Raw genomic sequence first — 24732 nt, forward strand, 5'->3', positions numbered from 1 at the left:
CGGTCTGGGACTCTAGGCCTGACGCCGTACGTACAGGCGGTTGCCCTTCGGTCCGGTCCACTCCAGGCGGACGACGCCGGCGACCGCGGCATCGCCGACACGGGACGGGTCGGCCCAGTAGCCGCTGGCCGGGTTACGGAAGAAGGTCGCCCACAGGCCACCGTCGCTGTCCTTGAAGAAGTTGTTGTGCCCGGCGCCCACACCCGCGGTCCAACGCTCGGAATACGGACCTTCGAAACGGTCCGCGACGGCGACGACCGCGTCGTACTGGTACTGCGTCCGGCCGGTGCCCGGCGGATCGTAGGCAGCGCGGGTGCTGCCGTCGGCATTGACCGACGTACGGTCCCACGCGGCGTGCACCAGGTAGTACTTGCCACCGTGCTTGAAGACGTAGGCGCCCTCGAGGTACGGCTCGGGCGTGTACGGCGTCTGCCGGAACGCCGGCAGGTTCGTCGTCGGGACGATGTCCTCCATGTCCTTGCGGAACTTGGCGTAGACGTGGTTGTGCAGCACCAGCCACGCGTCGGCCCCTTCCGTGTAGAGGCTGCCGTCGATGTGGTGGTACGCGCCGGGTTTGATGAACGACGGCCCACCGATGAACGAGTCACCGAAGGGCTTGTCGAGATTGCCCTCGACGAGGCGGTACGGGCCCGCGACCCCGCCCTCGCTCACCAGCAGGAACGAGCCGACCTTCCGGGAGTGGTCGCCCATGCACGCGACGAGGTACCACTTGCCGTGGAAGTAGTGCAGCTCGGGCGCCCACGCCTCGCCGCGCTTGCCGAACGCGTCGTCGTACCAGTACTCCTGCCACGGGGCGACGACCGTGCGGCCGGGGCGGTTCTCCTCGACGAACTCGGGCGACCACACCTTTCCGCGCTCGGCGCCGGGCCGAATGCCAGTGGTGTCGGCCAGCCGCCACGGGCCGTGCAAGGACGGTGCCGTCCATACGAAGAGGCCGTCGTTCCAGGGGGCGGCCGCCGTGAGGCCGGGCACGCGGGTGGTGCCGGTGGCGACGTAGAGCGGACGGCCGTCGACGACGAAGCAGTTGACGTAGGTGTCGCGCATCCAGACCCGACCCAGCTCCTTGTCGCGGGGACGGAGCTCGAGGGGCAGGACGAAGGAGTTGTCCTCGCGCGGCCACAAGTCCTTGCGGGTGTCGGCGAGTCCGTACGGTTCGAGGGCGGGCCAGTTCGACGGGTGACGCTTCGTCGTCGCGGCCTTCGCAGGCAGCGCCTGGGCAGTTGCGGTGCCTATGGGGAGTGCGGCCACTCCTAGGGAACCGGCGATGCCGGCCAGCATGGACCGTCGGCCCACGTGCGTTCCGTCCTCGGATCCGGTCATCAGTAGCGTCTCCTTCTTGGTCGAGGGCACCGGTGCTGTCGGGGGATCACTTTTGGCGTTCTGCGCTGTTCACCGTCGGGCATCGCTTCCGGCCTCGGTGTGCGCTGCGAACTCGTCGGTTTCGAATGCGGAGAGAGTGGTGTCGTAGTCCGTCTCCACGTCGTACATCGGCGTCATCCAGTGGTAGAAGTTGTCGCCTCGCTCGCGGAGCAGGTCGTACAGCCGCCGGGTCAGTGCCGTGCGTATGTCCCGCATCTCGGGATGGTCATGGCGGTTGTGCAGTTCGTCGGGGTCGGCGTCGAGGTCGTACAGCTCGTTGCGGGACTCGGGGTTGATCACCAGCTTGTGGCTTCTGGTGCGCAGCATCCGCTGCGGGTACGGGAAGTGGTGGCCGTGGAACTCAGCGAGGTGATGCTCGTCCCACTGAGGGTGTTCGCCGCGTACGAGGGGCAGCAGGCTGCGGCTGTCCACGGCCGGCTCGGTCTGGCTGTTCGCCAGGTCGAGGATGGTGGCGGTGCAGTCCGTGAGAGAGACGAACTCCTCGCGCACCTGGCCGTACGGGGCGCCGGGGACCTTCATCAGCCCGGGGATGCGGTAGATGTCCTCGTACATCGCCGGCCCCTTGTCGTGGAGGCGGTGGGCGCCGGTGAACTCGCCGTGGTCGGCGGTGAAGAAGACCGCCGTCCTCTCGTCCAGGCCCAACTCCCCCATGGCGTCGAGGATGCGGCCGATCTGCTCGTCGATGAGCGTGACGTAACCCCAGTAGACGGCGATCAGCTTCCTCGACTCCTGCGGCGTCATGGTGTCGAAGGCCCACAGCTTGCTGTAGTTGCGCTGGACAGCCGGTTTCGCCTCGAAGGTCTCACACACCGAGGCGGGTAGTTCGACCAGGCCGGGGTCGTACATGTCGTAGTAGGCGTCCGGGAGGATGTACGGCAGGTGCGGGCCGAAGAAGTGGGTGGCCAGGAAGAACGGCGCCCCGTCACCGTGGCTCTCCTGCGCGGCGAAGCGGTGGAGCATCTCGATGGTGCGCGTGGCCAGGTAGTACTCGAAGGTGGCTTCGACCGGCTGGTGGAGGCGGGCGGCAAGGAGGTTTCCGGGGCTGCCGTTGGGCGTGGTGCCCCGTACCGGATCCGTGATGCGGTACTGAGGCAGGCCGTTCTCCGCCAGGTAGGCGAGGTAGTCGGGGTGGTCCACAGGGTTGTGCCAGCCGGCCAGGTCGGGGCCCTCGAAGCCGTAGTCGGCGGCGGTGCGCCGCACACCACCGTGCCATTTGCCGACCAGGCCCAGGTTGTAGCCCTCGGCGCGCAGTTGCTCGGGGAAGGTGAACTGGTCGTCGGAGAGGTCCTCGAGATAGCCGACGTTCCGCTCGTAGTTGGCAAGCAGCTTGTGCCGGAACGGGGCCGCCCCGGTGAGCAGGCTGGCTCGCGCCGGGGTGCAGATCGCGGTGGGGGTGTAGAAGCTGTCGAAGCGGGTGCCCTCAGCCGCGAGCCGGTCGAGGTTCGGGGTGTACGTGTGCGGGTTGCCATACGCTCCCAGGGTGTCCACCCGGTGCTGGTCGGTCATCAGGAAGAGCATGTTGTGGCGCACGGAGGGCCTTTCGAGTCGGTCCGGCTCGCGCGTCGACCTGGGCGGGCGGACGCATCGGACGTCGGGATTTCTGGCACGCCGTCATGCCACCTCGGCGGAAGCCTCTTCGGGATGGCCGGTGCGGCTCACGGTGCGTGCCCGAAGGTGCCGCGTGACGCATGCTCAGGCCCGGCGATGAATTAAGTCAAGGGTACGGACATAAATCGCGCTGAGACACCCCGGGCCGAGGTGCGTGGCCCCTGCCTGCGCTGCCCGAACGTCGTGCGGCGGGATGCCGGCCACCAAGCGGTGAGCGTGGATCACCTTTGGGCGATGGCGACGTCGGTGATGGCGGTGATGACGGTGGCGATATCGATGGCGTGAACATTTTGTTTCGACTCATTGACGAAAATACTCGGCGCTCCCATGCTGTCCTGCATGCACGAACACGACGGTCCGCTGACACGGCTCCGACGCGGCCATGAGCAAGCAGTTCTCGAGCTGCTTCGCAAGCACGGTCCGCTGAGCCGCGCCGAGTTGGGCACCCGCAGCGGGCTGTCCCGCACCACCCTCCACGACATCGTCGCCGAGGTGGTGGGCAATGGCTCCGTGGTCGCCAGCACACCACACGTCGAGGTGCGCAAGCGCGGCCGTCCGGTGGAGAAACTCAGCCTCAACCCAGCCGCCGGCGAGGCAGTCGGCATCGACTTCGCGCGCCGTGCCGTGCACGTCGCGGCGGTCAACTTCGCCCACGAGGTGATTGGTTCGGCGAGCGAGGCGCACGCCGCGGACCTGTCCTGGCCCGAGCGGATCGACATCGCGGGACGTCTTCTCACCTCGTTGGCCACCGGATCGGGATCGTCCGTGAGTTCTGGTGCTGGTTCTGGCTCCGGACCTGGCTCTGGTGCTGGTGCTGCTGGTTCCGGCTCTGGTTCCGCGGACGACGGCCGACGTGGCCGGTCGGGCACCGTCCACCTCGACGCACTCAGCGCGATCGGCGTCGGCGTGGTCGGACCGATCACCGACCCCGGCAGCGAGAACGCTCGTGCGCAGGGCATCGACGGCCTGCCGGACCTGCTGCGCAAACAGTTCGGCGTGCCGGTCCTCCTGGACAACAACACCCGACTCGCAGCGCTCGCCGAAGCCGTATGGGGTGCGGCGGCGGACGCCAGCGACGTGCTCTACCTGCGGTTGTCGCACGGCGTCGGCGGAGGCCTGGTCGTGGGCGGCGCGCTGCACCGCGGCAGATACGGCCTGTCCGGCGAGTTCGGGCACATCACCGTGGACCCCGTCGGCAGACCCTGCGAGTGCGGCGGGACCGGCTGTCTGGAGACGCGTGCCTCACTCGACGCGGTCCTGTGCCGCTACCGCGAAGCGGGGGGCCGGGCCGACGACCTCGCCGGTTTCCTCGACAAGGCCGCTACCGGCGAACCGTCCGCCCTGGACGTGCTGGAACGCGTCGGCAACGACGTCGGCGGGGTGCTGGCCGCGGTCTGTCATGCCGTCGGCCCGGGCGTCATCGTCGTCGGCGGCGAGCTGGCAGGGGCCGGCCCCGCTCTGCTCGAGCCGGTCGAACGGGCCCTGCGGCAGCAGCTGATGCCGCTGGCCCGCCATCACGTGGACGTACGGCGCGCGACGCTCGGCGAGGCGGGCAGCGCGCTGGGCGGCATCGCCCTCGTTCTCCATGAATCCCCCTTGCTCTCCCACTACCCGCAGCCCGTCTCCGAGGAGAACGCGTGAAGCCACCAGCGAGGAACCCATGGCCGTGATCACTCCTGTCGAGAAGACCGTCGCCGATGCGCGGCAGCAGCAACCGCGCCGCTCCCGGCACCGGCCCCTGCTCCTCAACGCCGTCGCAGTGGCGGCAGGTATCGCCGTGTGGGGCGTCGTGGCCGCCCTGGGCCTGGTCGACAACCTGCCCACGCCGACGGCGGTCGCGCAGAAGGCCGGCACCATGATCTCCGACGGCACCCTGGCGTCCGATACGTTCGCCAGCCTGCGCCGGGTCTTCCTCGGCTACGCCCTCGGCGTGGCCGTGGCCGTGCCGGTCGGATTCCTCATGGGCTGGTACCCCACCGTGCGCGCCCTGATCGAGCCGTACATCCAGTTCTTCCGCACCATCCCGCCGCTCGCACTGATTCCGCTGGCGGTCGTACTGCTGGGGATCGGCGAGGTGCCGAAGATCGCCGTGATCTTCCTGGCCTCGTTCATGTCCTGCGTCCTCTCCTCCTTCCAGGGCGTCATCGACGTCGACAAGACCCTGATCAACGCGGCCCGGGTGCTCGGCGCCTCGGACCGCACCATCTTCGCCAAGGTCGTCGTCCCGGCCTCCACTCCGTTCATCCTCGTCGGCATGCGGATCGGGCTCGGCGCGTCCTGGGCCACGGTGGTCGCCGCCGAACTTATCGGCGCACAAGAGGGGTTGGGCTACCGGATGCAGAAGGCGTCCACCTGGTTCGAAATGGACGCGATCTTCGTGTCCCTGATCACGATCGGCCTGCTCGGGCTCGTCATGGACCGGCTACTGCTGCTGGCCGAGCGACGCCTCACCGGCTGGCAGGAGCGGCGATGAACAGCAAGATCACTTTCCGCGACGTGGTGAAGACCTTCCCGCTGAAGGGCGCGGCCTTCACCGCGCTGGGCGGGGTGAGCCTGGAGATCGCGGACCAGGAGTTCGTCACCGTCGTGGGCCCCTCCGGCTGCGGCAAGTCCACCCTGATGAGCATGGCCGCAGGGCTGCAGGAGCCCGACTCGGGCAGCGTCCTGGTCGACGGGACGCCGGTGTCCGGGCCCGGCCCCGACCGCGGGGTGATCTTCCAGCAGTACGCCCTGTTCCCCTGGCTGACCGTGCGGCAGAACGTGGAGTTCGGACTGAAGCTCGCCTCCGTGCCCCCTGCGGAGCGACGCCGGCGTACCGACCAGGCCATCGACCTCGTCGGCCTGAGCGACTTCGCCGACGCCCTGCCCAAGACGCTGTCCGGCGGCATGAAACAGCGCTGCGCCATCGCCCGTGCGTACGCGGTCGACCCACAAGTGCTGCTGATGGACGAACCGTTCGGCGCGCTCGACGCCCTGACCCGGGTGCAGCTGCAGGACCAGCTGCTTGCGACCTGGAGCCAGGAGAAGCGCACCGTGCTGTTCATCACCCACGACGTGGACGAGGCCGTCTACCTCGCCAGCCGGGTCGTCGTCATGGCCGCCAGGCCCGGTCGCATCCACCGTGTCATCGACGTGGACCTGCCCTACCCCCGCACCGAGGAGATCCGGCTCTCGCCCGAGTTCCGGCGTATCCGCAACGAGGTGTGGACCTCCGTGTACCACCAGGAAGTCCCGCCGCAGGCCGCCTGACCCGTCGTCTCCCGCCGCCTCCCCCTGGGCACTTCGCAGAATTCAACCCGCGCACCACCCCGAGAGGACTTCCCGCATGCCCAGAAGCACGATCAGGCACGCCGCCGTGGCACTGCCCGTCGCGTTCATGCTCTCGCTCACCGTCAGCGCCTGCTCCGGCAGCGCTTCCGAGGACAACAGCACGGTCCGATTCGGTTACATCGGTGACTACAACGGTGCCAGTCTGCTGGCGATCGCCGAGAAGCAGGGGCTTTGGAAGAAGGCGGGCCTGACCGCGCAGGTGAAGTCGTTCAACAACGGTCCGGTACAGATCCAGGCACTCAGCGCCGGCGACCTCGACTACGGCTACATCGGTCCCGGCGCGATGTGGCTGCCCGCCTCCGGCAAGGCCAAGGTCATCGCCATCGACACCCTCACGTACGCCGACCGGGTCATCGGCCAGCCCGGCATGACGTCCATGAAGGACCTCAAAGGCAAGCGAGTCGGTGTACCAGAGGGCACCTCCGGCGACATGGTCCTCAACATCGCCTTGGAGAAGGCCGGGATGACCGCGAAGGACATCGACAAGGTCAACATGGACCCGTCCACCATCGTCTCCGCCTTCTCCTCCGGAAAGATCGACGGTGCCGGCTTCTTCTACCCCGCCATCGACACCATCAAGAAGAAGGTCCCGGGCACCGAGGAGATAGCCAGCACCAAGGACACCGGGGACGCCTTCCCCACCGCGTTCGTCGCCGGCAACAAGGTGCCCGAGGCGAAGAACAGCAAGGTGATCAAGGTGCTGCAGCAAGCCAACGACTGGCGCAAGCAACACCCCGAAGAGACCCTCACGCTCACCGCCAAGATGCTCCAGGTCACCGAGGCCCAGGCCAAGGCCGACGCCTCTCACGTCGAGACCCTCTCCACCAAGGACCTGGCCGCAAAGACCAAGAGCGGCGAGGTGAACCAGTGGCTGAAGAAGCTGGGCGACTTCTTCGTCCGCAACAAGCAGCTCGACCACAACCCCGACCCCGCTGAGTACTACACCGGGGATCTCTACAGGCAGACATACAGCAAGTAGCCCTCGAACACGGGTCGGAACGGACCGGCCATGCCCCTCCCGTCCCCGACGCGGGCAGAACCCGCCGCTCGGCCGCGTCTGCCCGGTCGACCCGCTGACACGATGGAGGCGGGGCCAGGGACGGCCGGGCCGCTCTCAGGGCCTGAAGGTGACGGCCCGCTTCCGGCGTACGTCGCCGGGATGCGCACGGAGCTCAGCCCTTCGACCTCACGTGCGGTCCGATGGTCCACCTCCGCTACCGGTGACGTGAAGGTGTCGGCGCCCCGGCATTCAGCCAGTCACCGACACCTCCACGCGTGACTACTTGATGTAGACGAGCCCGTCCGTCGTGATCGTCGGGCGGCCGCTCGTGCCGACCACCACGATCTTCACCTTGTGGGTGGCGCTGCTCGACCAGGTCTTGGTCCAGACCGCCTGCCGGTACTGGGTGGTGGAGGACTTCAGGTCGACGGTGCTGACCTTGACGCCGTCCACATAGACGTATGCCTGACCCGAGCCGGTCGCCCGGGACACCACCCACGAAGCGGAGCTGCCGGTGAAAGTCCACGTCAGGCTCGCGCCCTTGGTACCGCTGGAGTACGACTTGCCGCCGAGGTAGCTGGTGCTCGAACGGGACGTCCAGCTACTGGACTTGACCGCCGACGTCTCCTGAAGGATCACGGGCGTGTAGGAGGGGGACGACGCGCGGTAGTTGCCCGCGAAGTCGTAGACCCGCATCGACCAGGTAGAGGCCGCGCCGGAGGCCGCCGTGCGGCTGGAGGTGGTGGTGGTCGGGCCGAAGGTGGCCGTGGTCGGCGAGAGCAGCTTCACCTCGCGCAGCGCCTTGTCGTCCGCCGCCTTCCAGCCAAGCGTGACGGGGACGGCGGTGGTGTTGACCGTGCCGGTGCGAAGGGAGATCTTCGGCGTCGTGGAGAAGGTCGGTGCGGTGGCCTCCGCGACGACCGTCAGCGCGGGCGTGGTCGTCGTCCTGCCGGACTGGTGCGTGGCGCGGACGGCGACGGTGTGGCTGCCGAGGGCGAGGGTCGCGGCGGCGGAGGTCGCACTGCCACCCGTGGTGGCGGCCGCCTTGCCGTCCACCAGTAGCTCGTACTTGGAGATCAGCAAGGCCGGTGTGGTGGCCGACCAGTGCAGGGTGATGGCGCCCTTGGTGTAGTACGTGCTGCCGGACAGGCCGGCGCCATCGACCGTCGTGGTCTTCAGGCCCTGGACCGGACCGGCGGCCCAGTCACGAATGGTCTGCAACTGGCCGTAGAGGGAGCCGCCCGGGCACTGGGTGTTGAAGCCGTCGCGGTGACCGGAGATCCGGTTGAACGTGTACTTGGTGCCCGCGGTGAAACTCTTGGCGAAGTAGTTGGTCTGGGTCGCGCCCGCGGTGAGCTGGACGGTGCCGGCCGGGTCACCACCGTACTGGCCGAGCTTCCAGGCGGCGATGCGCGCGATCGACGTCAAGGCGGCGTTCGACGCGGTGGTGGAGACGTAGTTGCCGAGGACCGCGATGCCCGTGGACTCGCGGTTCCAGCCGTACGTGTGCGCGCCGAGCACCGGCAGGTCGGTGCCGCCCGCACGGCCCTCGAAGACGGTGCCGCACTTGTCGACGAGGAAGTTGTAGCCGATGTCGTTCCAGCCCTCGACGTCCACGTGGTACGCGTAGATGCCGCGCACGATCGAGGCCGAGTCGGCGCAGGAGTAGTCGTTCGCGCCGTCCGTGTGGTGGACGAAGACGGCCTTCACGTCCGTGTTGTACGTCGGCGGGTCATCGACCTTGGACTCGTCGGCGCCCCAGCCAGCACGCGAGGTGATCGGCGGCTTGGGCACGGTTGACGGGGGTGCGGTGGGCACGGTGGCGGACGCGCTCGGCGAGGTGGACTCGGAGGCGGAGGTCGACGCGGAGGCCGTGGGCGTCGCGCTCGTCGAGATCGTGTCCGTGGGCGTCGCGCTCGTCGAGATCGTGTCCGTGGGCGCCGCGCTCGTCGATGCGGTGGGGCTGTCGCTCTCCACGGCGAACCCGGCCGGCTGAGCCGTGACCTCGGGCTGCTTGGCCTCGGCGTCGGTCACCACACCCGGGTCGACCAGGTTGACCTGAAGTCCCTTGGGCAGTGCCGTGGTGGTGCCGTCCTTACGGGCCACCTGCACCTGGACGCCGTCGGATGCACCGACCCAGAGAGGCTCGGACGCGCCGCGCGTGCCCGTCTCCGGCTTCTCCAGCGGGTCGGCGTCGAGCTCGAGGTCGCGCCAGCCGCTCCACTCGCCGGTCGCGATGCTGTGCGTCCGCACCTGCGCGGTGCCGTGGAGCCGCTTGGCGGCGCCGGTCCAGGAGACGCCGAGCAGGGAGAACTGCTCCGTGTCCTTGCGAGGCAGCTCGCGGCGGTCGGTCGCGACGGCCGGCAGCGCGAGGTCGTAGACCTTGACGGGCCGCTTGTCGCGCAGCGCCGCGCCGCCTCCGCCGTCGGACGGAGAGGCTACGGCGTAGGCCGCCACGCCCCCGCCGCCCAGGACGACAGCGCCGAGGGTGATCCACGCCCTCCGCTTCAAACTCAATGTTCTGTACGCATGAGACACACGAGGACTCACGAAGTTTCCACCCCAAAGAAGGGCCCGAAGGGCCACTGAAGAAAGTCACGGGCGGCGCATCCATCACATGAACCGCCATCCGTCACAGCGCAGTTGGGCGACAGAATGTCACTTCTCGCATGGGGTCTGACTCGGAGACAAATTCGCAGCCAAGAACACACCTACCGAAGTTAAATTCCCCGGTGAGTTCGGCAGGCCAACGCACGGCGCCCGGGGCTGCCGGGGCCGTGGCCTCCCGGCAAGTCACTGCTCGGGGCCGGCTGTTCAGACAAGCGCCGGTGTGGGAGCGGGCAGGTAGGGGGTGATGTTGCGCCAGGCGCGCTCGATGTACTCCTCCTTCTCGCCGACCGGGGCGACGTAGTGCAGCGCACTCTCGGCGGCGTCGTTGCCCTCGAGGCGGGCGATGACCCAGGCAGCGAGGTACTGCGAGGCCAGGCATCCGCCCGCTGTCGCGATGTTGTCCTTGGCGAAGAAGGGCTGGTTGAGCACCTCGACGCCCGCGGCGACGACCCAGGGCTTGGTGGTCAGGTCGGTGCACGCGGGAATGTCGTTGAGCAGGCCGAGCTTGGCCAGCACGAGCGCGCCGGAGCACTGGGCGGCGATGAGTTGGCGCGAGGGGTCCAGGCCGCGCAGGATGTTCATGATCGCCGGGTCTTCGACGGCCTCTCGGGTGGCGATGCCACTGCCGACGATGACGGCGTCAGCGGCGCATGCCTCCTCAAGAGTGGACATCTGCTCGAGAACCACCCCGTTCATGGAGTTCACCTTGGGGCTGGGAGTGGCGATGCTGACGCGCCAGCCGTCGCTCTTGATGCGGTTGAGCACTCCGAGCGCGATCAGCGAGTCGAGCTCGTTGTAGCCCTCGAAGGTGAGGATGGCGATGTGCACGGCGGCGGTCCTTCCGGCTGGAGGCTGGGTGGGTTTGACCGTAAGGACCCGCGAACAGGACAGTCAAAGAATTGTCATGCGTACAATCCGGCGCATGGCAGCCTCGCGGTACAAGACGCTGGTCGACGCGCTCGCATCCGACATCCGGACCGGGCGGCTCGCCGCGGGCGTGCGTCTGCCCACTCACCGCGGGCTCGCCGCCCGTGAGGGCATCGCCGTGGTGACTGCGACCCGGGTGTACGCCGAGCTGGAAACGATGGGCCTGGTGAGCCGGGAACAGGGCCGCGGTACGTTCGTGCGTGACATCGCTGTTCCCGCCGGTCACGGCATCGATCAGCAGGTTGTCGCCACCGATGCGGTGGACCTCAACTTCAACTACCCGTCGCTGCCTGGGCAAGCCGACCTCCTTCGGCAGGCCCTGCGAGAGGTGGCCACCTCCGGTGATATCGACTCGCTGCTGCACTACCAACCGCATCGAGGGCGTCCCCAGGACAGAGCCTCGATCGCACGGCACCTTAGGCGTCGAGGAATCACCACCGACTCGGATCGGATCCTCATCACCACCGGTGCGCAGCACGGCCTTGCCATCACCGTCATGGCCGCCCTCAACGCCGGCGACGTCGTCGCGGTCGACGCACTCACCTACCCGGGCTTCAAGGTCCTTGCGCATGCCCTTCATCTCGACCTGGCGCCGATACCCGCCACCGCCGACGGGCCGGATCTCGACGCCCTCGAGAAGTTGTGCGCGACCCGCCCTGTGCGCGCGATCTACACCATGCCCACGTTGCACAACCCGCTGGGCTGGGTCATGCCGCCGACTGACCGGACCCGTCTGGTCAACCTCGCCCGACAGCACGGTTCGCTCATCATCGAGGACGCCTCCTACGCCTACCTGGTCGAGGACGCTCCACCCCCTCTGGCGGCAACCGCGCCGGACATCACCGTCTATGTCTCGGGGCTGTCCAAGAGCGTCGCCACCGGACTCCGGGTCGGCTTCGTCGTCGCTCCGCCCTCCGCGGCGTCGTCGCTCGAACGCGCGATCAGGGCGACCACCTGGAACACTCCGGCCCTCACCACCGCGATCGCGTGCCGATGGCTCGAGGACGGCACGGTGGACCACTTGGAAGCGCAGAAGCGAGAGGACGCCAAGGCCCGCCAGGCCATCGCCCGACAAGAGCTGGCGGGCCTCCCACTCATCAGCCACGCCTCGTCCTACTTCACCTGGCTGCCGTTGCCCGACGACGCGCGCGCCGATCGCCTGACCGCCACCCTCGCGCGTCAGCACGTCTCGGTATCCACCGCTGAGCCGTTCACCACCTCGACGCACACACCGCAGGCGATCCGCCTCGCTCTGGGCTCGACCGATCTGGACAGTCTCCAGTCGACGCTGCGTACGGTGCGACGATTCGCTGTCGAGGACGCCTACGCGTGAACGCTGCGCGGTGTGGGTGCCGAATATTACGTCGGTGCAGTTCAGCCCCGCTATCGCGCCGACGACAGCGGTCGGCAATGATCACTGCTCACGCTCGTACGCCTTGCCTGCATCGCCGTCACTCACGCCTTCACCGCCCTGCGGCTGATCCCGATGAACGACCACGACAAGGACGTCGAAATCCTCGCGTTGCGTCGCCAGCTCGCCGTCCTGCAACGTCGGCTCGGCAACCAGCGCCCCGGTTTTCAGGCGGCCGACCGCGCCTTCCTGACCTCTCTCCTCGCCCCGCTGCCACGAGCCGCCCTGCGCCGGCTGCGGCTCATCGTCTCCCCGGACACTGTCCTGCGCTGGCACCGCGACTTCATGAATAACCGTCACGTTCGCCTCAGCCGCAACCGGCGTCCCGGCCGCCCCCGCACAGTCACTTCCGTCCGCCGCCTCATACTCCGCCTCGCGGAGGAAAACCCCGCCTGGGGCTACCGGCGCATCCACGGCGAACTCGCGCTCCTCGGCATCAAGCTGGCGCCCTCCACCGTCTGGGAAATCCTCAAGGCCGAAGGCATCGATCCCGCGACCCAGCGCTCGAACGTCACCTGGGCCACCTTCCTGCACTCCCAGGCCGAGGCCATCCTCGCAATGGACTTCATCGAGACCGTCACCCTCACCGGGCAGCGTCAGTACATCCTCGCCGCCATCCACCACGCCCGCCGAGGTGTCCGTGTGCTCGGCACCACCGCGCACCCCACCCACGCCTGGGTCACCCAGGCAATCAAGAACCTGGTCATGGACCTCGAAGATGCCGGACAACTCGCCGCCATCAAGTTCATGATCCGCGACCGCGACGCGAAATACCCCGCTGTCATCGACGAGATCCTCGGTCAGGCCGGGATCCGTACCGTGCTCACCGCCGTCCGCACGCCGCGCATGAACTCAATCATGGAACGCTGGGTTCGCAGCTTGCACCGTGAACTCCTCGATCGCGCCCTGCTCTGGAACGAAGCCCACCTCCGGCGAGCGCTCCGCGAGTACGAGCAGCACTACAACCATCACCGCACCCACCGCACCCTGCAGGCTGCAGGCTGCAGGCTGCCGCGCCTCTCCACGCCGTCCCCGAACCGCTCGAACCAGTACAGATCGAGCGTCTTGGCATACGCCGACGCGACCGTCTCGGCGGCGTGCTCCACGAGTACCAACACGCTTCCTGACCTGCAAGGGCGTAATTATCGGCACGCACAAGGCCCTGGGCCGACCCTGAAGGGTGTCTCTATTCCACGCGTGCGTTGACCTCAGCCTCAGTGACTGCCCGACTCTCCGGACGCTTAAGGGGCTATGATCATTCGCCCCAAAGCCGCTCCGCCGACCTTCTCTGTTGCGCGTCTGTGATCGGTCCACACCGCCACACGTGAGTAAGCCCGTCAGGAGGCGAGGATAGAGATGCCGTCTCCGAGCAGTTTCAGCCCGAGGACGAGGAACAGGACCGCCATCACGGCGACGTTGTGCTGAGCTGCCCAGTCTTTCCAGTTGCCGAGTGTGGTCTTCGCTCGCTCTCCCCCGAGCAGGAAGACTCCCAGTGGGGCCAGCAGGCCGAGGGTGGCGATCAGGACGAAGATGGCCAGCGATGCGATCTGCTGCCCGACCGGCAGCCCGGCTGAGCCGATGGAGGCGGCCGCGGCGATGGTCAGCGGGGCGTTCTTGGCGTTGAGCGCGGCCAGGCCCAGTCCGAGTCCGAAGACCTTGACCGGCGTGAGGCGGTCGATCGCACCCATCCACTTCGGCAGCTGCGCTTGTGAGGGATCCTTCGGGCGCCGGTGCCATTGCCGGGCGCCGAAGAGGACGAGGAGTACGCCCAGAGCGAGCTTGAGGGCTCCCACCCACGTGGCAGGGTGATTGTGGGCGGAGGCCCCTGCGGGGGAAGCGATTGCCAGCATTATCGCGCCCAGTGCCGAGAGTCCCAGGATCCAGCCGACGGTGAAGAGGGGTCCGTTGAGACGCCCCCGAGGTGTGGCGAGTATGAGGATGATGGCGATGATCGGGAGCGGGCTGATCGCGACCGCGGCCGCAAAACCCAGCACGTCACCGAGAACTGCGCCCATGGTTGCCTCCAGGTGGGGATCAGGGTGGCGCAGAGGCTTGGCGCAAGCGGACGCCACGACGGCCTGGGCGGCGCACCGGGCTGCTGTGCGATCGGCTGCGCCGCTGTCTTCGGCTGCGCGGAAGTGGCTGCCCGAGGATGGCGACGACGACGTACTCGGCACGTCCCACCAGTTCCATCCTCCTGCGCTTGGCCGGATCTGTCCTCGGGAGTCTCGGGGTACGCGAGTGCCCCGGCATTGGGCCTGCCGCACCGGGCAGGCTGGACCCCGCAGTGCCGGAGCTTCCCGGGAATCCGCCCCAGGTGACCACTACGCCCAGGGGCGCAGATGCGAGGCAGCGCATCCCCAGTGAGGATTGATATGTGAGGGCGATGGCGCCCCATGTTCGAGCGCTTGGCGACCCTCGCACCGATCCGTGGCAGGAGAATCTCACGATGACTGCGACGACAGGTGGAGCCCAGCCGGCTCAGTCCAAGCGCCCGGGCACGACGGATGGGGTGATCAGCGAGTTCACCATCTTCGCCGAGATCAAGCCGGGCCATGCTGATGCGTTGCGTGAGGATCTCGCCACGCTCTCCGGAGGGAAGGATGACGAGAGGGCCCGTGCGGCACTGCGCGAGATCGGCACCCTGCACGAAGGGCGGCACGTGATCTTCGACAACGACACCCGGTTCATGTTCTGCAGCTCCTTCGACGGCTCCTGGGACACCTACATCGACGATTTCGCCAAGACGGTAATGGGGGACCGCTTCGCAACGATCTTCGCGCACTGCGAAGGGTTCCCTGGCATCCACGATCCAGGGGCGAAGGACTGGTTCGTCGCCCACCAGGAGCCCGCGGGGCTCTTCATCACCTCCTCTCCCGATCTGACCATGCAGCAGATCTGGAAGGACCACCGAGTGGACGAGGCGTTCGAGGAGGTGCTGGACACGTCCGAGTTCCGGGCGATGCTGGACAACCCGGCCAACGCCGAGCTGGTGGGCACGCCGGCCTTCCAGAAGCTGCTGGAGGAAGCCTCGGCCTAGAACCCGGACACAACCAACCCTCAGAACCGACCCAAACGTCGTTGGACCGCTCCAACGGGTGCGTACCAGCTGTTGCAGGGCTGCCCGGGCAGAGACCGATGCGGAGGCACAAGCAATCATGAACACGGCGGACAGCAGCAACGCAGCCGGTGTGGGCGTCGAGATCGACGACGTCCAAAGCGGGGCGCTGCGTCCACGGCCCGTGCCCTACCAGGGAAAGTACGTCTTCCTGCGCGTCGATGACCGCCATGCCGGCCGTGCCCTGCTGCGGCGGCTGCTCCCGGTGACCGCGGGTGGTCTACCCAGCGCGGACCGGATCCAGGAAGCCTGGGTGGCTGTGGCGTTCACCTACCAGGGACTGCGGGCCCTGGGTGTGCCCCAGGAGTCGCTGGACAGCTTTCCGCAGGCGTTTCGTGAGGGCATGGCCGCCCGGGCGGAGCTGATCGGCGACGTAGGCGAGAGCGCCCCGGCCCATTGGGAGGCACCGTTCGGAACGGGCGAAGTTCATATCGCCTTGAGCGCCCTGTCCTCCGATGCGGCCCAGCTGGACAAGGAGCTCGAGCGGGCGCGCGTCGCCTACGAGGACACGCCCGGTGTCCAGGTGATCTGGCAGCAGGACGTCCACCAGCTACCCACGGGGCGAACCACCTTCGGCTTCCGCGACGGCATCAGCCATCCGAACATCGAGGGCGTCGGACTTCCCGGCTCCAACCCGCAGGAAGTCCCCATCAAGGCGGGCGAGTTCATCCTCGGTTACCCCGACGAAACCGGCAATCTGCCGCCCATGCCCAGCCCCGATGTGCTGGGCCGCAACGGGACCTATGTGGCCGTGCGCAAGGCCCACACCAATGTGGCGGCCTGGCGGCAGTACCTGCGCGCGAACAGCTCCAGCGCCGAGGAGGAGGCGCTCCTGGCGGCGAAGATGGTCGGGCGCTGGCCCAGCGGGGCGCCGCTGACGCTGGCGCCGGAGCACGATGACCCGGAGCTGGCGGCCGATCCGCACCGTGTCAACAACTTCCTGTACCGGGAGAACGACGATCGCGGCTACCGGTGCCCGGCCGGTGCGCACATCCGGCGCATCAACCCCCGCGACTCCACGATCATCGGCGACGCACGGATGCACCGCCTCATCCGCCGCGGCACCACCTACGGACCGCCGCTACCCGAGGGCGTGCTGGAGGACGACGGCGCCGACCGGGGCCTCGTCGGAGCGTTCATCGGAGCCCACCTGGAACGGCAGTTTGAGTTCATCAAGGCCGAATGGGTCAACGACGGTAACTTCATCGGCTACCCCGGCGAGAAGGACCCGGTAGCCGGGCATCACGACGGAACCGGCAGCGCCACCATCCCCGAGAAGCCGGTCCGGCGCCGCCTGCGGAACCTGCCCAGCTTCGTGGTCATCCGCGGCGGTGAGTACTGCTTCCTGCCAGGTCTGCGCGCCCTGCGTTGGATCGCGGAGCTGGAGGACTGAGGGCGGTCCCTGCCCCCTGAGGCCTGACCACGGTCTTCGAGGAAAGGTCGAAGTCATGGCAGCACCGTTCGTCCCCTACACGCCTGACGTCGATATCTGTGAGCCCAACTTCGACGAGAACCTGCATACGGTGATCGAAAAGACCGAGCGCTACATCGCCGAGTCGGTCACGGCCGGTGGCACCGGCCGGGCCCTCCGCGACGCCCATGCCAAGGGGTACGGGCTGGTCCGCGGGGAAGTGGAGATCCTGGGCGGGCTTCCCCCCGAGTACGCCCAAGGCATCTACGCGACTCCGGGAACCCACGATGCGCTCATCCGCTTCTCCAACGGCTCGCCTCACGCCGGAGCCGACGCGCGACTGGGTGCCGCCACCGGACTGGCACTGAAGATCTTCGGCATCCGCGGCCCGACCCTGCTGGAAGACGAACCGGACACAGGCACCTTCGACTACGCCAACATCAACGCACCGGTCTTCTTCTGCAACACAGTCGAGCACTACCTGTTCATCCAGGAACTGTTCCTGAACGCGCCGGCCTACTTCTCCCAGGGCAAACCCGGCGCACATCGATTCTTCACCGAGTTCGTGACCGGAAAGGGAACCCTGGACCAGGACAACTGGGCATGGGACGAATTCCTGGCCTTCCTGCGCCTGTCGAAGATCCCCCCGGTCAATGTGCTGCTGTCGAGCTACTGGACCATGGGCGCGGTCCGGCACGGGGACTACATCGCCAAGGTGCGCATCACCCCCGACCCGTCCTTCGCCGCCGCGGTGGTCCGGCGCACCCTCGACCCGACCTCGGCGGCGGAGGTCTTCCGACCGGCCCTGGTGGCCGAGCTGCAGGAGCGGCCCTACGCCTTCGACATCCAGGTCCAGCTCAGCACCGACCTGGAGCGGATGCCGGTGGAGGACACCACCGTGGAGTGGCCCGAGCAGCTCTCTCCGCCCGTCACCGTGGCCAAGCTGCGGCTGCCGCAGCAGGACATCTCCGGCCCGGAAAACCTGGAGAAGATGGACGCGCTGTCCTTCACGCCCTGGCGGGTCACCGCCGAGCACGCACCCCTGGGCAACATCATGCGGGCCCGTAAGAAGGTCTACCGGCGATCCTCCATCGAGCGCCACAAGCTGAACAAGCAGCCGCGCACGGAGCCCCGCAGCGCCGACGAGGTACTCGGTCCGACTCAGTGAAGCCGACGGCTGGGACGGCAAGCGCCCGCCCGGTCACAAGGCCTGCTGCATAGCAGCGGAGTACCGCAACCACCGCAACCGAAGCGGTTATCAACGGCCGCCGATGACTTCACGAGCACCGTCTTGGACCGCAATGACCTCGCGGCCGATAGTTCCGGACGAGAGACTTGGGTTCAACTCCCCGACAGAGTTGCGGGCGTCAGTAGCCGGTGCCGCGCTTGATCTGGGCCCGCTCGAGCTCATGGGTCGCGCCCTTGTGGTCCAAGGTGCTGCACGCGTCGTCGATGTCCTGGGTCAGACGATCGATCTGGTCACGGCTCAGGGTCTCCTTGACCAGGGCACGCATGATCTTCACCCGCTCCGCGTTGGGCGGGAGCGTGTACGCCGGCACCATCCAGCCGCGCTCGGCCGCGAGTTGCCAGGCGACGTCGGACTCGTCGTAGGCGTGCTTGCCGGCAAGGCGGAAAGCGACCAGCGGCAGCTGCTCGAGGTCGCTCCCGATCACTTCGAAGCGGCCGCTGCTCCGCAGGTTGTCCGCCAGCGCGCGGGCGTTCTGCTGCATCGTCTCCATGACGTAGGTGTAGCCCTGCCGACCCAGTCGCACGAAGTTGTAGTACTGCGCGAGCACCATCGACGCGCCGGTGGAGAAGTTCAGGGTGAACGTCGCGTCGGTCTTGCCCAAGTAGTTCTCGTGGAATACGAGATCCTTGGGCAGGTCGGACTCCTCGCGGAAGACCAGCCAGCCGATGCCGGGGTAGACCAGGCCGTACTTGTGTCCCGAGACGTTGATCGAACGGACCTGCTCGAGCCGGAAGTCCCACTTCGAGTCCGGGTAGAGGAAGGGCCACACGAATGCGCCACTGGCTCCGTCGACGTGGATCGGGATGTCGAGGTCCCGCTCCTTGCGGACGTCCCGCAGGAGCTTGTCGATCCCGACGACGTCGTCCTTGTGGCCGGTGAACGTGGTGCCGAGGACGGCCACGACGCCGATCGTGTTCTCGTCGAGGAGAGGCTCCACGTCCTCCGGGCCGATCGTGTACTTGCCCTCGGCAAGCGGCACGATCCGCGGCTCGACGTCGAAGTAGCGGCAGAACTTCTCCCACACGACGTGGACGTCCCCGCCGAAGATCAAGTTGGGTCGGTCGACCGACAGATTGGCCGCCTGGCGGCGCTTCCGCCACTTCCACTTCAGCGACAGCGCCCCGAGCATGATCGCCTCGGACGAGCCCTGGGTCCGACATCCGGTGGTCCTGCCCGGCGCGTTGAAGAGGTCGGCGAGCATGCGCACGCAACGCTGCTCGATCTCGGCGGAAATCGGGTACTCCGCATGGTCGATGAAATTGCGGTGGAGATTCTCGGCGATGATCCGCTGCGCCTCCGGCTCCATCCACGTGGTGACAAACGTGGCGAGATTGCGCTGCGGGTCACCCTCCATGGCGAGGTCCTCATCCAGCAGCCTCATCGCGTCCGTCGCGGTCATGCCTTCCTCGGGGAAGGTCTCCGAGGGAGCGGGCACGGTCAGGAAACGGTTGCCGAACAGGGCCGCAGCGTCTCTCTTGGTCATGCGGAGGATTCAAACAGTTCCGGAACGTACCTCGGCGAAGAACACGCCGAGGAGGAACAGCGAGCCGTGACCTCCGCCATATCGGTCGATATTGTCGCAGCCCACGAATTCATGGTCACAATCATGGGTAAATTTCAGCAAATCACCAATGTGCCGATTGCCTACTTACTGCGAAGGCGGCAATCGACGACCCTTGAATGCTCGTTCCAGTAGATCGCGCCGGGGTGCCGTCTGCTGGCTGATTGCGGGGTGCCCGGTCTCACGGGGAGGCGTCGGTGGCTGTATCGGATAGCCGGCTCTCGCCGGTCCGGACTGCTCCGACGAAAAGTCGAAGTCCAAGACCTAGGACGAGGAGATCGAGCAGCATCTGGACGGTGACGATCAGGTGGGCGGCTTCGCTGGTGGCGGTGATGTCGCCGAAGCCGACCGTGGTGAAGGTCGACACCGTGAAGTAGAGGGTGTCGGTGCGAGTGAGGGTGTGGGAACTGAAGTTGGCCGGATTATCTTGGGCGAGGATGAAATACGCTGCGGCGAACAGCAGCAGGAATAGTGGTGTGGTGACCGAGAGCGCCTCGGCCGCCCGGATGGCGGGGTAGTCGGCGCGGGTGATCGAAATGACCTCCCAGGTCACGACTCCGGCAAGGATCAGCAGCGCGACTGACAATGACGCCGGGACCGGGACCGACAACTCCTCGAGTTGCTGCAGCGGGGCGAGGTAGTACAACGCGACCAGGCCCAGCGAGGTGGCCAGGATGCGCACGAATGCCAACAAGGCCAGCCGTCGCCGCTGTGCCGGGGGCAGGGAGCGGAGCGGTTTCGGGATAAACATCTAACGGCCTCCGGTTCACACGGTCGCATCCTCGGAGCGGTGTAAAGCTCGACGAGGAAGGTGCCGTGGAGTGGATATTACGCGGCGTCTGTGAATGTGCCGTTGAGCTCGGCGGCGGTTCGCCTGATCGAGGTCCGGGGGGTTGGCCAGGGATCAGCGGAAGTCTTGGAGGCAGCGGAGGCCGGCGCGGGCATGCGAAGCCGTGCGAGGCCCGGTCGAGGACGGCCCAGACCAGGCTGATGCAGGTGGTCTCACTGAGGAAGCGGTCGATGACCTTGGCCCGACGGCGGGTCTAGCCGAGGGGCCGCTCGATGAAGTTGCTGCACGCAGCTGCGCCCGGAGGATGTCTGCCGTGTCGTCTATCGATGGCCTGTGCCGGACATGCACTGATCCCGTCGCTCGCCAGGTGGGTACCCAAACGTACTTCCGCGGTCGGTGTAGCGGCTTGGTGAGTACCGCCGCGCCAGAGGTGACCAGAAGGGCCTCCTGCCGCCCTCCCGGCACAGGTCACCGCGAGTACGTGGCCAAGTGCCTGACCAGCCCGACGAGTGCGAGCACCCAGGCGGCGACGGCGATCCAGAGCAGTACCTGCCCCGGCGTCCGCAACCAGCCCACGGCCAGGGCGTCGGCGACGGACAGGATGGCGACGGCCGTCATGCCCATCGGGAAAACTGTCGCCCAGCGCCTCATGTCGTAGTGCGGACGCGGCCAGCGTGCCTCGGCGAAGACGAGTACGGCGTACCAGCACACGGACAGCGCGAGCGTGACCAGAGTGAGCGCACGCAGCGCGTCTTGTACAGCGGTGCCGCGCCAGGCGGGCACGGCCAGCAACTTCGACCCGGCGAGCGCGGAGATCGCCAGCGTGCCGCCGGCCACCCATTGGTCGCCCGCGCCGGACCGTACCTGGCCGAGGTCGAAGCGGAGAAAGGCGATCGGGTAGAGCGCCAGCCCGAGCAGGAAGCAGCCCAGCGCCGGCCAGGCGAGCCACCCGGACGGCAGCGAGAGGGCCAGTGTTCCGCCCAGCACGGCCAGGCCCTGCGTCGCGACACAGACCAGGAACACCGTGCCCGGCAAGCGCCGCCGCCAGTGCCGCACCACCGCCGTCAGCAACACCGGCCAGATCAGCACCGCGACGACCAGCGCGGCGACGGCGACACTCGACCATCCCTGTAGTGCGAACCAGGTCCCGAGGATGGTCGTCGCGGCCACTGCGGTCAGCGCGGGCGGCTTGTCTGCCTTGATCTCCCACTGTTCCCGTTCGCGCAGTAGCTGCCGCGCGAAGTCGACGGCGAGGGCGAGCCATACGATGGCGGCGAGGACGAGCAGGATCAATGAGAGCGTCTCCTGCCCGACCAGGTGCAGCCCGATGGAGACAATCCCGGTCGCCATCACCGCTGTTCCTGCTCCCGGGGGCAGCTCCACCCACCAGCCGACTAGCCCGTCCCCGGCCGGGACACGATCACCCATCCCCCCACAGTCTGCGGCGGTGGGGGGAGCCGCAACCGCAACGCGGTGCCCGACGGGCGAGCGGGCGCCAGTCCAGCGCACGTCGCCACGACGGCCCACAACGGCGCAAGGTCGGGGTTGTCGCGCAGACCGAGACACGTGCCACATCCGTGCCAGTTGGACCGGCCGGCAGCGGTCAACGCCGGGCACGACGGCTCGCCTCCCACCCCATTGACCAGTCACGTCATTGCTGGTCAGCGACCCAGGGCGGCTTCGCCACCCGCCGTGGGGGCAGGCAAATAGGCACGCCGGACACCCCGTAGCCCTTGATCAACACGGCGTCGCGGGGCGATAACGCAGGAGGCGAGTTCAGCAACCTGCGGTTTTGCCTATACGTGTTGGTATTTACGCGTCAGAACCCCAGGAAGGGTCTGACGGCTCGTGATTCCCAAGCTGATGTCTCGGCAGAGCCAGACGGCCTTTCTCCGCCGTCGTTCGGATGCCCTACCGTTTCGACCATGACTCGGAAAGCGGAGGCAACTGAGCCCGGATCCACCGGCTTGATGTCTGTGGGCAGTTTTTCGGGGAATGAAGAAGTGCCTTGTGACCTGCGATGATGGGGTTTCTCTAGGACCACATCAGGCACGATCAGCAAGGCACTTCCGAGATGCAATCTTCCCATGCCGCAGCGGCGGTCTCATCCGCGTTCGATGACCCGAACCTGATCGCGTACGGCGGGCTGGAGCCGGTGGTGCGGTTGGCCGAGCGGTGCGGTCTGCCCGCACTGGTCGGGGAGTACATCCGTCTGCCGGCCTCGAAGGACGGCACCGGTGCCTTCCCCACGGCGAAAGTGATGTCGCTGGTGGGCGGCATGATCGCGGGCGCCGACAGCATCGATGACATGCACCGGCTACGGCACGGCGCGATGGGCCGCCTGTTCTCCGGTGTGCGGGCCCCGTCCACGCTGGGGTCGTTTCTGCGTTCCTTCACGCACGGGCATGTGAAGCAACTGCACGCTGTGGCCCGCCGGTTCCTTCCTGAACTGGCCCGTCACGCCCCGCTGCTGCCCGGCGCGGACCAGGTCGCCTACGTGGACATCGATGACACCATCCGCCGCACCTACGGCTACGCCAAGCAGGGCGCCGGTTACGGATACAGCAAGGTCAAGGGCCTGAACGCGCTGCTCGGCATCGTCTCCACACCCCTGGCCGCCCCGGTGATCGCCGCCACCAGGCTGCGCAAGGGACCCTCGAACTCCGCGCGCGGGGCGGCAGCGTTCGTCGCCGAGACCATCCGCACCGCCCGCGCCTGCGGCGCCAGTGGCCTCATGGTGATGCGGGCGGACTCCGCGTTCTACGGCGCCGACGTCGTGAACTCCTGCCGGGCGCTCGACGCGCGTTTCTCCATCACCGTGCGGATGAACGCCTCCGTCAAGGCCGTCATCGCCCGCATCGACGAGGGCACCTGGACGCCGATCAAGTACCCCAAGGCGGTCTGGGACGAGGAGGGCCAGTGCTGGATCTCCGACGCCGAGATAGCCGAGACCGGCTACACCGCCTTCACTTCCAAGCCGAAGAAGCAACAGGTCACCGCCCGTCTGATCGTGCGCCGAGTCAAGCGCCTGGACTCTGGCGCCGTTCCCGCCGGGCAGGGCACGCTCTTCGACACCTGGCGCTACCACGCCGCGTTCACCGACTCCCCGCTCTCCCTGAAGGACGCCGAAGCCGATCACCGTCGGCACGCTGTCGTCGAGCAGGTGATCGCGGATGTCAAGAACAGCGCCTTCGCTCACGCGCCGTCCGGCCATTTCCAGGCCAATGCCGCATGGCTCGCTCTGGCAGCCCTGGCGCACAACCTGACCCGCGCCGCCGGCGCCCTGGCCGGAACGTTCCATGCCAGAGCGACCACCGCCACCATCCGTGACCACCTGATCAACGTGCCCGCCCGCCTGGCCCGCTCGGCCCGCCGCCTCACCCTGCACCTGCCCGAACGCTGGCCCTGGAGCACGGACTTCATTCAGCTCTTCAGCATCGTGCACGCGCCACCAGCCCTCTGACACTCCCTGACCGACCCGCCCGAAAGGGCCCGAGACTTGCGGAAAAGTGGAAAGGCTGGGCAGACCAGCGGTCACCCCACGCCCGAATCCGCAACTCAGCCCCGACACACCCTGCACGACCCCGAACCGATCACACCACAATCAAGGCGGTGGATCCGGGCTGAGTCCTGCCCGCGTCGAACGCCGCCCCAGCCCGGGCCACGGGTCGGGGCGGCGTTCGACCACTATCGAGGAATTGGTCCCCCGGAAAGCCACCGAAACCCTGCCTACTTGCTGCCGCGCCGCGCCCCTCCCTCCTTGGTGGCATCTCCCAACCGCGTTCAACGTCTCGATGCCGCGCACAACGGCCCGGACGGAAATCCGGCATATGGGGTCCTCGAAATCGGACATGGGGCCAAGATTTCACATGGCCCCATACCATCGGCTCCAGTTATGTGGACGTCGCTCCCAGCCCCGCTCCCACTGGGAGCGAGTGCGACCTGCGCGAAGAGCGCTAGCCCATACCCATAAGACCCCCCGAACGACGGGGAGCCTGCGGTCACAAAACGGACACGAATGTGAACACGCGGGCAAGGAATCGAATATGTGGACAGTGGCCCGGGTGGGAGCAATCAGTTAAGGGGGCCGGAAGGGAGCATGCTCCCTCCCACCGCTCCCAGGGAGCGGCTCCGGAAACAGAAAAAGGGCCGTTATGAAAACGGCCCTTCACCTGCGACGTTCGATACGTTCGAACTGTCGGGACGACAGGATTTGAACCTGCGACCCCTTGACCCCCAGCAAAGTGCGGAATTCGTCACCAGATCTTGGCGAACGTAACGCGCCGTCGGCAGCGCCGAGGGGGCAGAAGGCAGCT

18 protein-coding genes are annotated in these 24732 nt (G+C 67.4%); 10 read left to right on the forward strand and 8 right to left on the reverse strand.

What is annotated here, in order from left to right; translation table 11 throughout:
* Positions 1 to 12 precede the first annotated feature (12 nt).
* Both OG456_RS04455 and OG456_RS04460 read right to left on the reverse strand, forming a co-directional pair.
* A complete protein-coding gene (locus OG456_RS04455; protein ID WP_266557396.1) occupies positions 13 to 1341 on the reverse strand; it encodes a family 43 glycosylhydrolase in 1329 nt (442 codons plus the stop codon).
* 69 nt (positions 1342 to 1410) lie between these two features.
* Positions 1411 to 2919, reverse strand: coding sequence for a sulfatase-like hydrolase/transferase (locus OG456_RS04460; RefSeq protein ID WP_266569030.1), 1509 nt, complete (start codon positions 2917 to 2919; stop codon positions 1411 to 1413).
* Between the two features lie 417 nt (positions 2920 to 3336).
* Here OG456_RS04460 and OG456_RS04465 point away from each other — a divergent pair, with 417 nt between their 5' ends.
* The 4 genes from OG456_RS04465 (at position 3337) to OG456_RS04480 (ending at position 7318) form a co-directional block, all read left to right on the forward strand.
* Positions 3337 to 4650: an ROK family transcriptional regulator gene (locus OG456_RS04465; RefSeq protein WP_266557398.1), complete on the forward strand. Its 1314-nt coding sequence runs from the start codon at positions 3337 to 3339 to the stop codon at positions 4648 to 4650.
* A gap of 19 nt (positions 4651 to 4669) precedes the next feature.
* Complete coding sequence (locus OG456_RS04470) at positions 4670 to 5482, forward strand: ABC transporter permease (protein ID WP_266557400.1); 813 nt, start codon at positions 4670 to 4672, stop codon at positions 5480 to 5482.
* Entirely contained in the window at positions 5479 to 6258 is a 780-nt protein-coding gene (locus OG456_RS04475) for an ABC transporter ATP-binding protein (protein WP_266557402.1), read from the forward strand. Before OG456_RS04470 ends, OG456_RS04475 begins: the two co-directional genes overlap by 4 nt.
* Before the next feature lie 76 nt (positions 6259 to 6334).
* Positions 6335 to 7318, forward strand: a complete 984-nt coding sequence (locus OG456_RS04480) for an aliphatic sulfonate ABC transporter substrate-binding protein (RefSeq protein WP_266557404.1) — start codon at positions 6335 to 6337, stop codon at positions 7316 to 7318.
* A 300-nt stretch (positions 7319 to 7618) separates the two neighbouring features.
* On the opposite strand, the gene OG456_RS04485 is transcribed toward OG456_RS04480, so the two are convergent.
* Both OG456_RS04485 and OG456_RS04490 read right to left on the reverse strand, forming a co-directional pair.
* The gene (locus OG456_RS04485; RefSeq protein WP_266557406.1) at positions 7619 to 9850 is read right to left on the reverse strand and encodes a peptidoglycan recognition protein; all 2232 of its coding nucleotides are present in this window, start codon (positions 9848 to 9850) and stop codon (positions 7619 to 7621) included.
* A 303-nt stretch (positions 9851 to 10153) separates the two neighbouring features.
* The gene (locus OG456_RS04490; RefSeq protein WP_266557408.1) at positions 10154 to 10777 is read right to left on the reverse strand and encodes a DJ-1/PfpI family protein; all 624 of its coding nucleotides are present in this window, start codon (positions 10775 to 10777) and stop codon (positions 10154 to 10156) included.
* Between OG456_RS04490 and OG456_RS04495 the strand changes: the two genes are divergently transcribed.
* Together OG456_RS04495 and OG456_RS04500 are read left to right on the forward strand one after the other, a co-directional pair.
* The gene (locus OG456_RS04495; protein ID WP_266557410.1) at positions 10770 to 12209 is read left to right on the forward strand and encodes a PLP-dependent aminotransferase family protein; all 1440 of its coding nucleotides are present in this window, start codon (positions 10770 to 10772) and stop codon (positions 12207 to 12209) included. The genes OG456_RS04490 and OG456_RS04495 overlap by 8 nt on opposite strands.
* Positions 12210 to 12362: 153 nt before the next feature.
* Entirely contained in the window at positions 12363 to 13493 is a 1131-nt protein-coding gene (locus OG456_RS04500) for an integrase core domain-containing protein (RefSeq protein WP_323136296.1), read from the forward strand.
* Between the two features lie 131 nt (positions 13494 to 13624).
* On the opposite strand, the gene OG456_RS04505 is transcribed toward OG456_RS04500, so the two are convergent.
* Positions 13625 to 14302 (reverse strand): GAP family protein, encoded by a 678-nt coding sequence (locus OG456_RS04505; protein WP_266557411.1) that lies wholly within the window; start codon positions 14300 to 14302, stop codon positions 13625 to 13627.
* 371 nt (positions 14303 to 14673) lie between these two features.
* Here OG456_RS04505 and OG456_RS04510 point away from each other — a divergent pair, with 371 nt between their 5' ends.
* From OG456_RS04510 to OG456_RS04520, 3 genes are all read left to right on the forward strand, one after another.
* Positions 14674 to 15327 (forward strand): hypothetical protein, encoded by a 654-nt coding sequence (locus OG456_RS04510; protein ID WP_266569032.1) that lies wholly within the window; start codon positions 14674 to 14676, stop codon positions 15325 to 15327.
* Between the two features lie 118 nt (positions 15328 to 15445).
* Positions 15446 to 16798 (forward strand): peroxidase, encoded by a 1353-nt coding sequence (locus OG456_RS04515; RefSeq protein ID WP_266557412.1) that lies wholly within the window; start codon positions 15446 to 15448, stop codon positions 16796 to 16798.
* Between the two features lie 55 nt (positions 16799 to 16853).
* Positions 16854 to 17984 (forward strand): catalase family protein, encoded by a 1131-nt coding sequence (locus tag OG456_RS04520; protein ID WP_266557414.1) that lies wholly within the window; start codon positions 16854 to 16856, stop codon positions 17982 to 17984.
* Positions 17985 to 18183: 199 nt separating this feature from the next.
* On the opposite strand, the gene OG456_RS04525 is transcribed toward OG456_RS04520, so the two are convergent.
* The 3 genes from OG456_RS04525 to OG456_RS04535 form a co-directional block, all read right to left on the reverse strand.
* Positions 18184 to 19548: a glutamate decarboxylase gene (locus tag OG456_RS04525; RefSeq protein WP_266557416.1), complete on the reverse strand. Its 1365-nt coding sequence runs from the start codon at positions 19546 to 19548 to the stop codon at positions 18184 to 18186.
* Positions 19549 to 19807: 259 nt separating this feature from the next.
* Complete coding sequence (locus OG456_RS04530; protein ID WP_266557418.1) at positions 19808 to 20377, reverse strand: potassium channel family protein; 570 nt, start codon at positions 20375 to 20377, stop codon at positions 19808 to 19810.
* A gap of 507 nt (positions 20378 to 20884) precedes the next feature.
* Positions 20885 to 21844, reverse strand: a complete 960-nt coding sequence (locus OG456_RS04535) for a tellurite resistance/C4-dicarboxylate transporter family protein (RefSeq protein ID WP_266557420.1) — start codon at positions 21842 to 21844, stop codon at positions 20885 to 20887.
* A 646-nt stretch (positions 21845 to 22490) separates the two neighbouring features.
* Between OG456_RS04535 and OG456_RS04540 the strand changes: the two genes are divergently transcribed.
* The gene (locus OG456_RS04540; protein WP_266557422.1) at positions 22491 to 23879 is read left to right on the forward strand and encodes an IS1380 family transposase; all 1389 of its coding nucleotides are present in this window, start codon (positions 22491 to 22493) and stop codon (positions 23877 to 23879) included.
* Positions 23880 to 24732 lie beyond the last annotated feature (853 nt).

This window comes from Streptomyces sp. NBC_01446 (assembly GCF_026340095.1).
GTDB lineage: Bacteria > Actinomycetota > Actinomycetes > Streptomycetales > Streptomycetaceae > Streptomyces > Streptomyces aureus.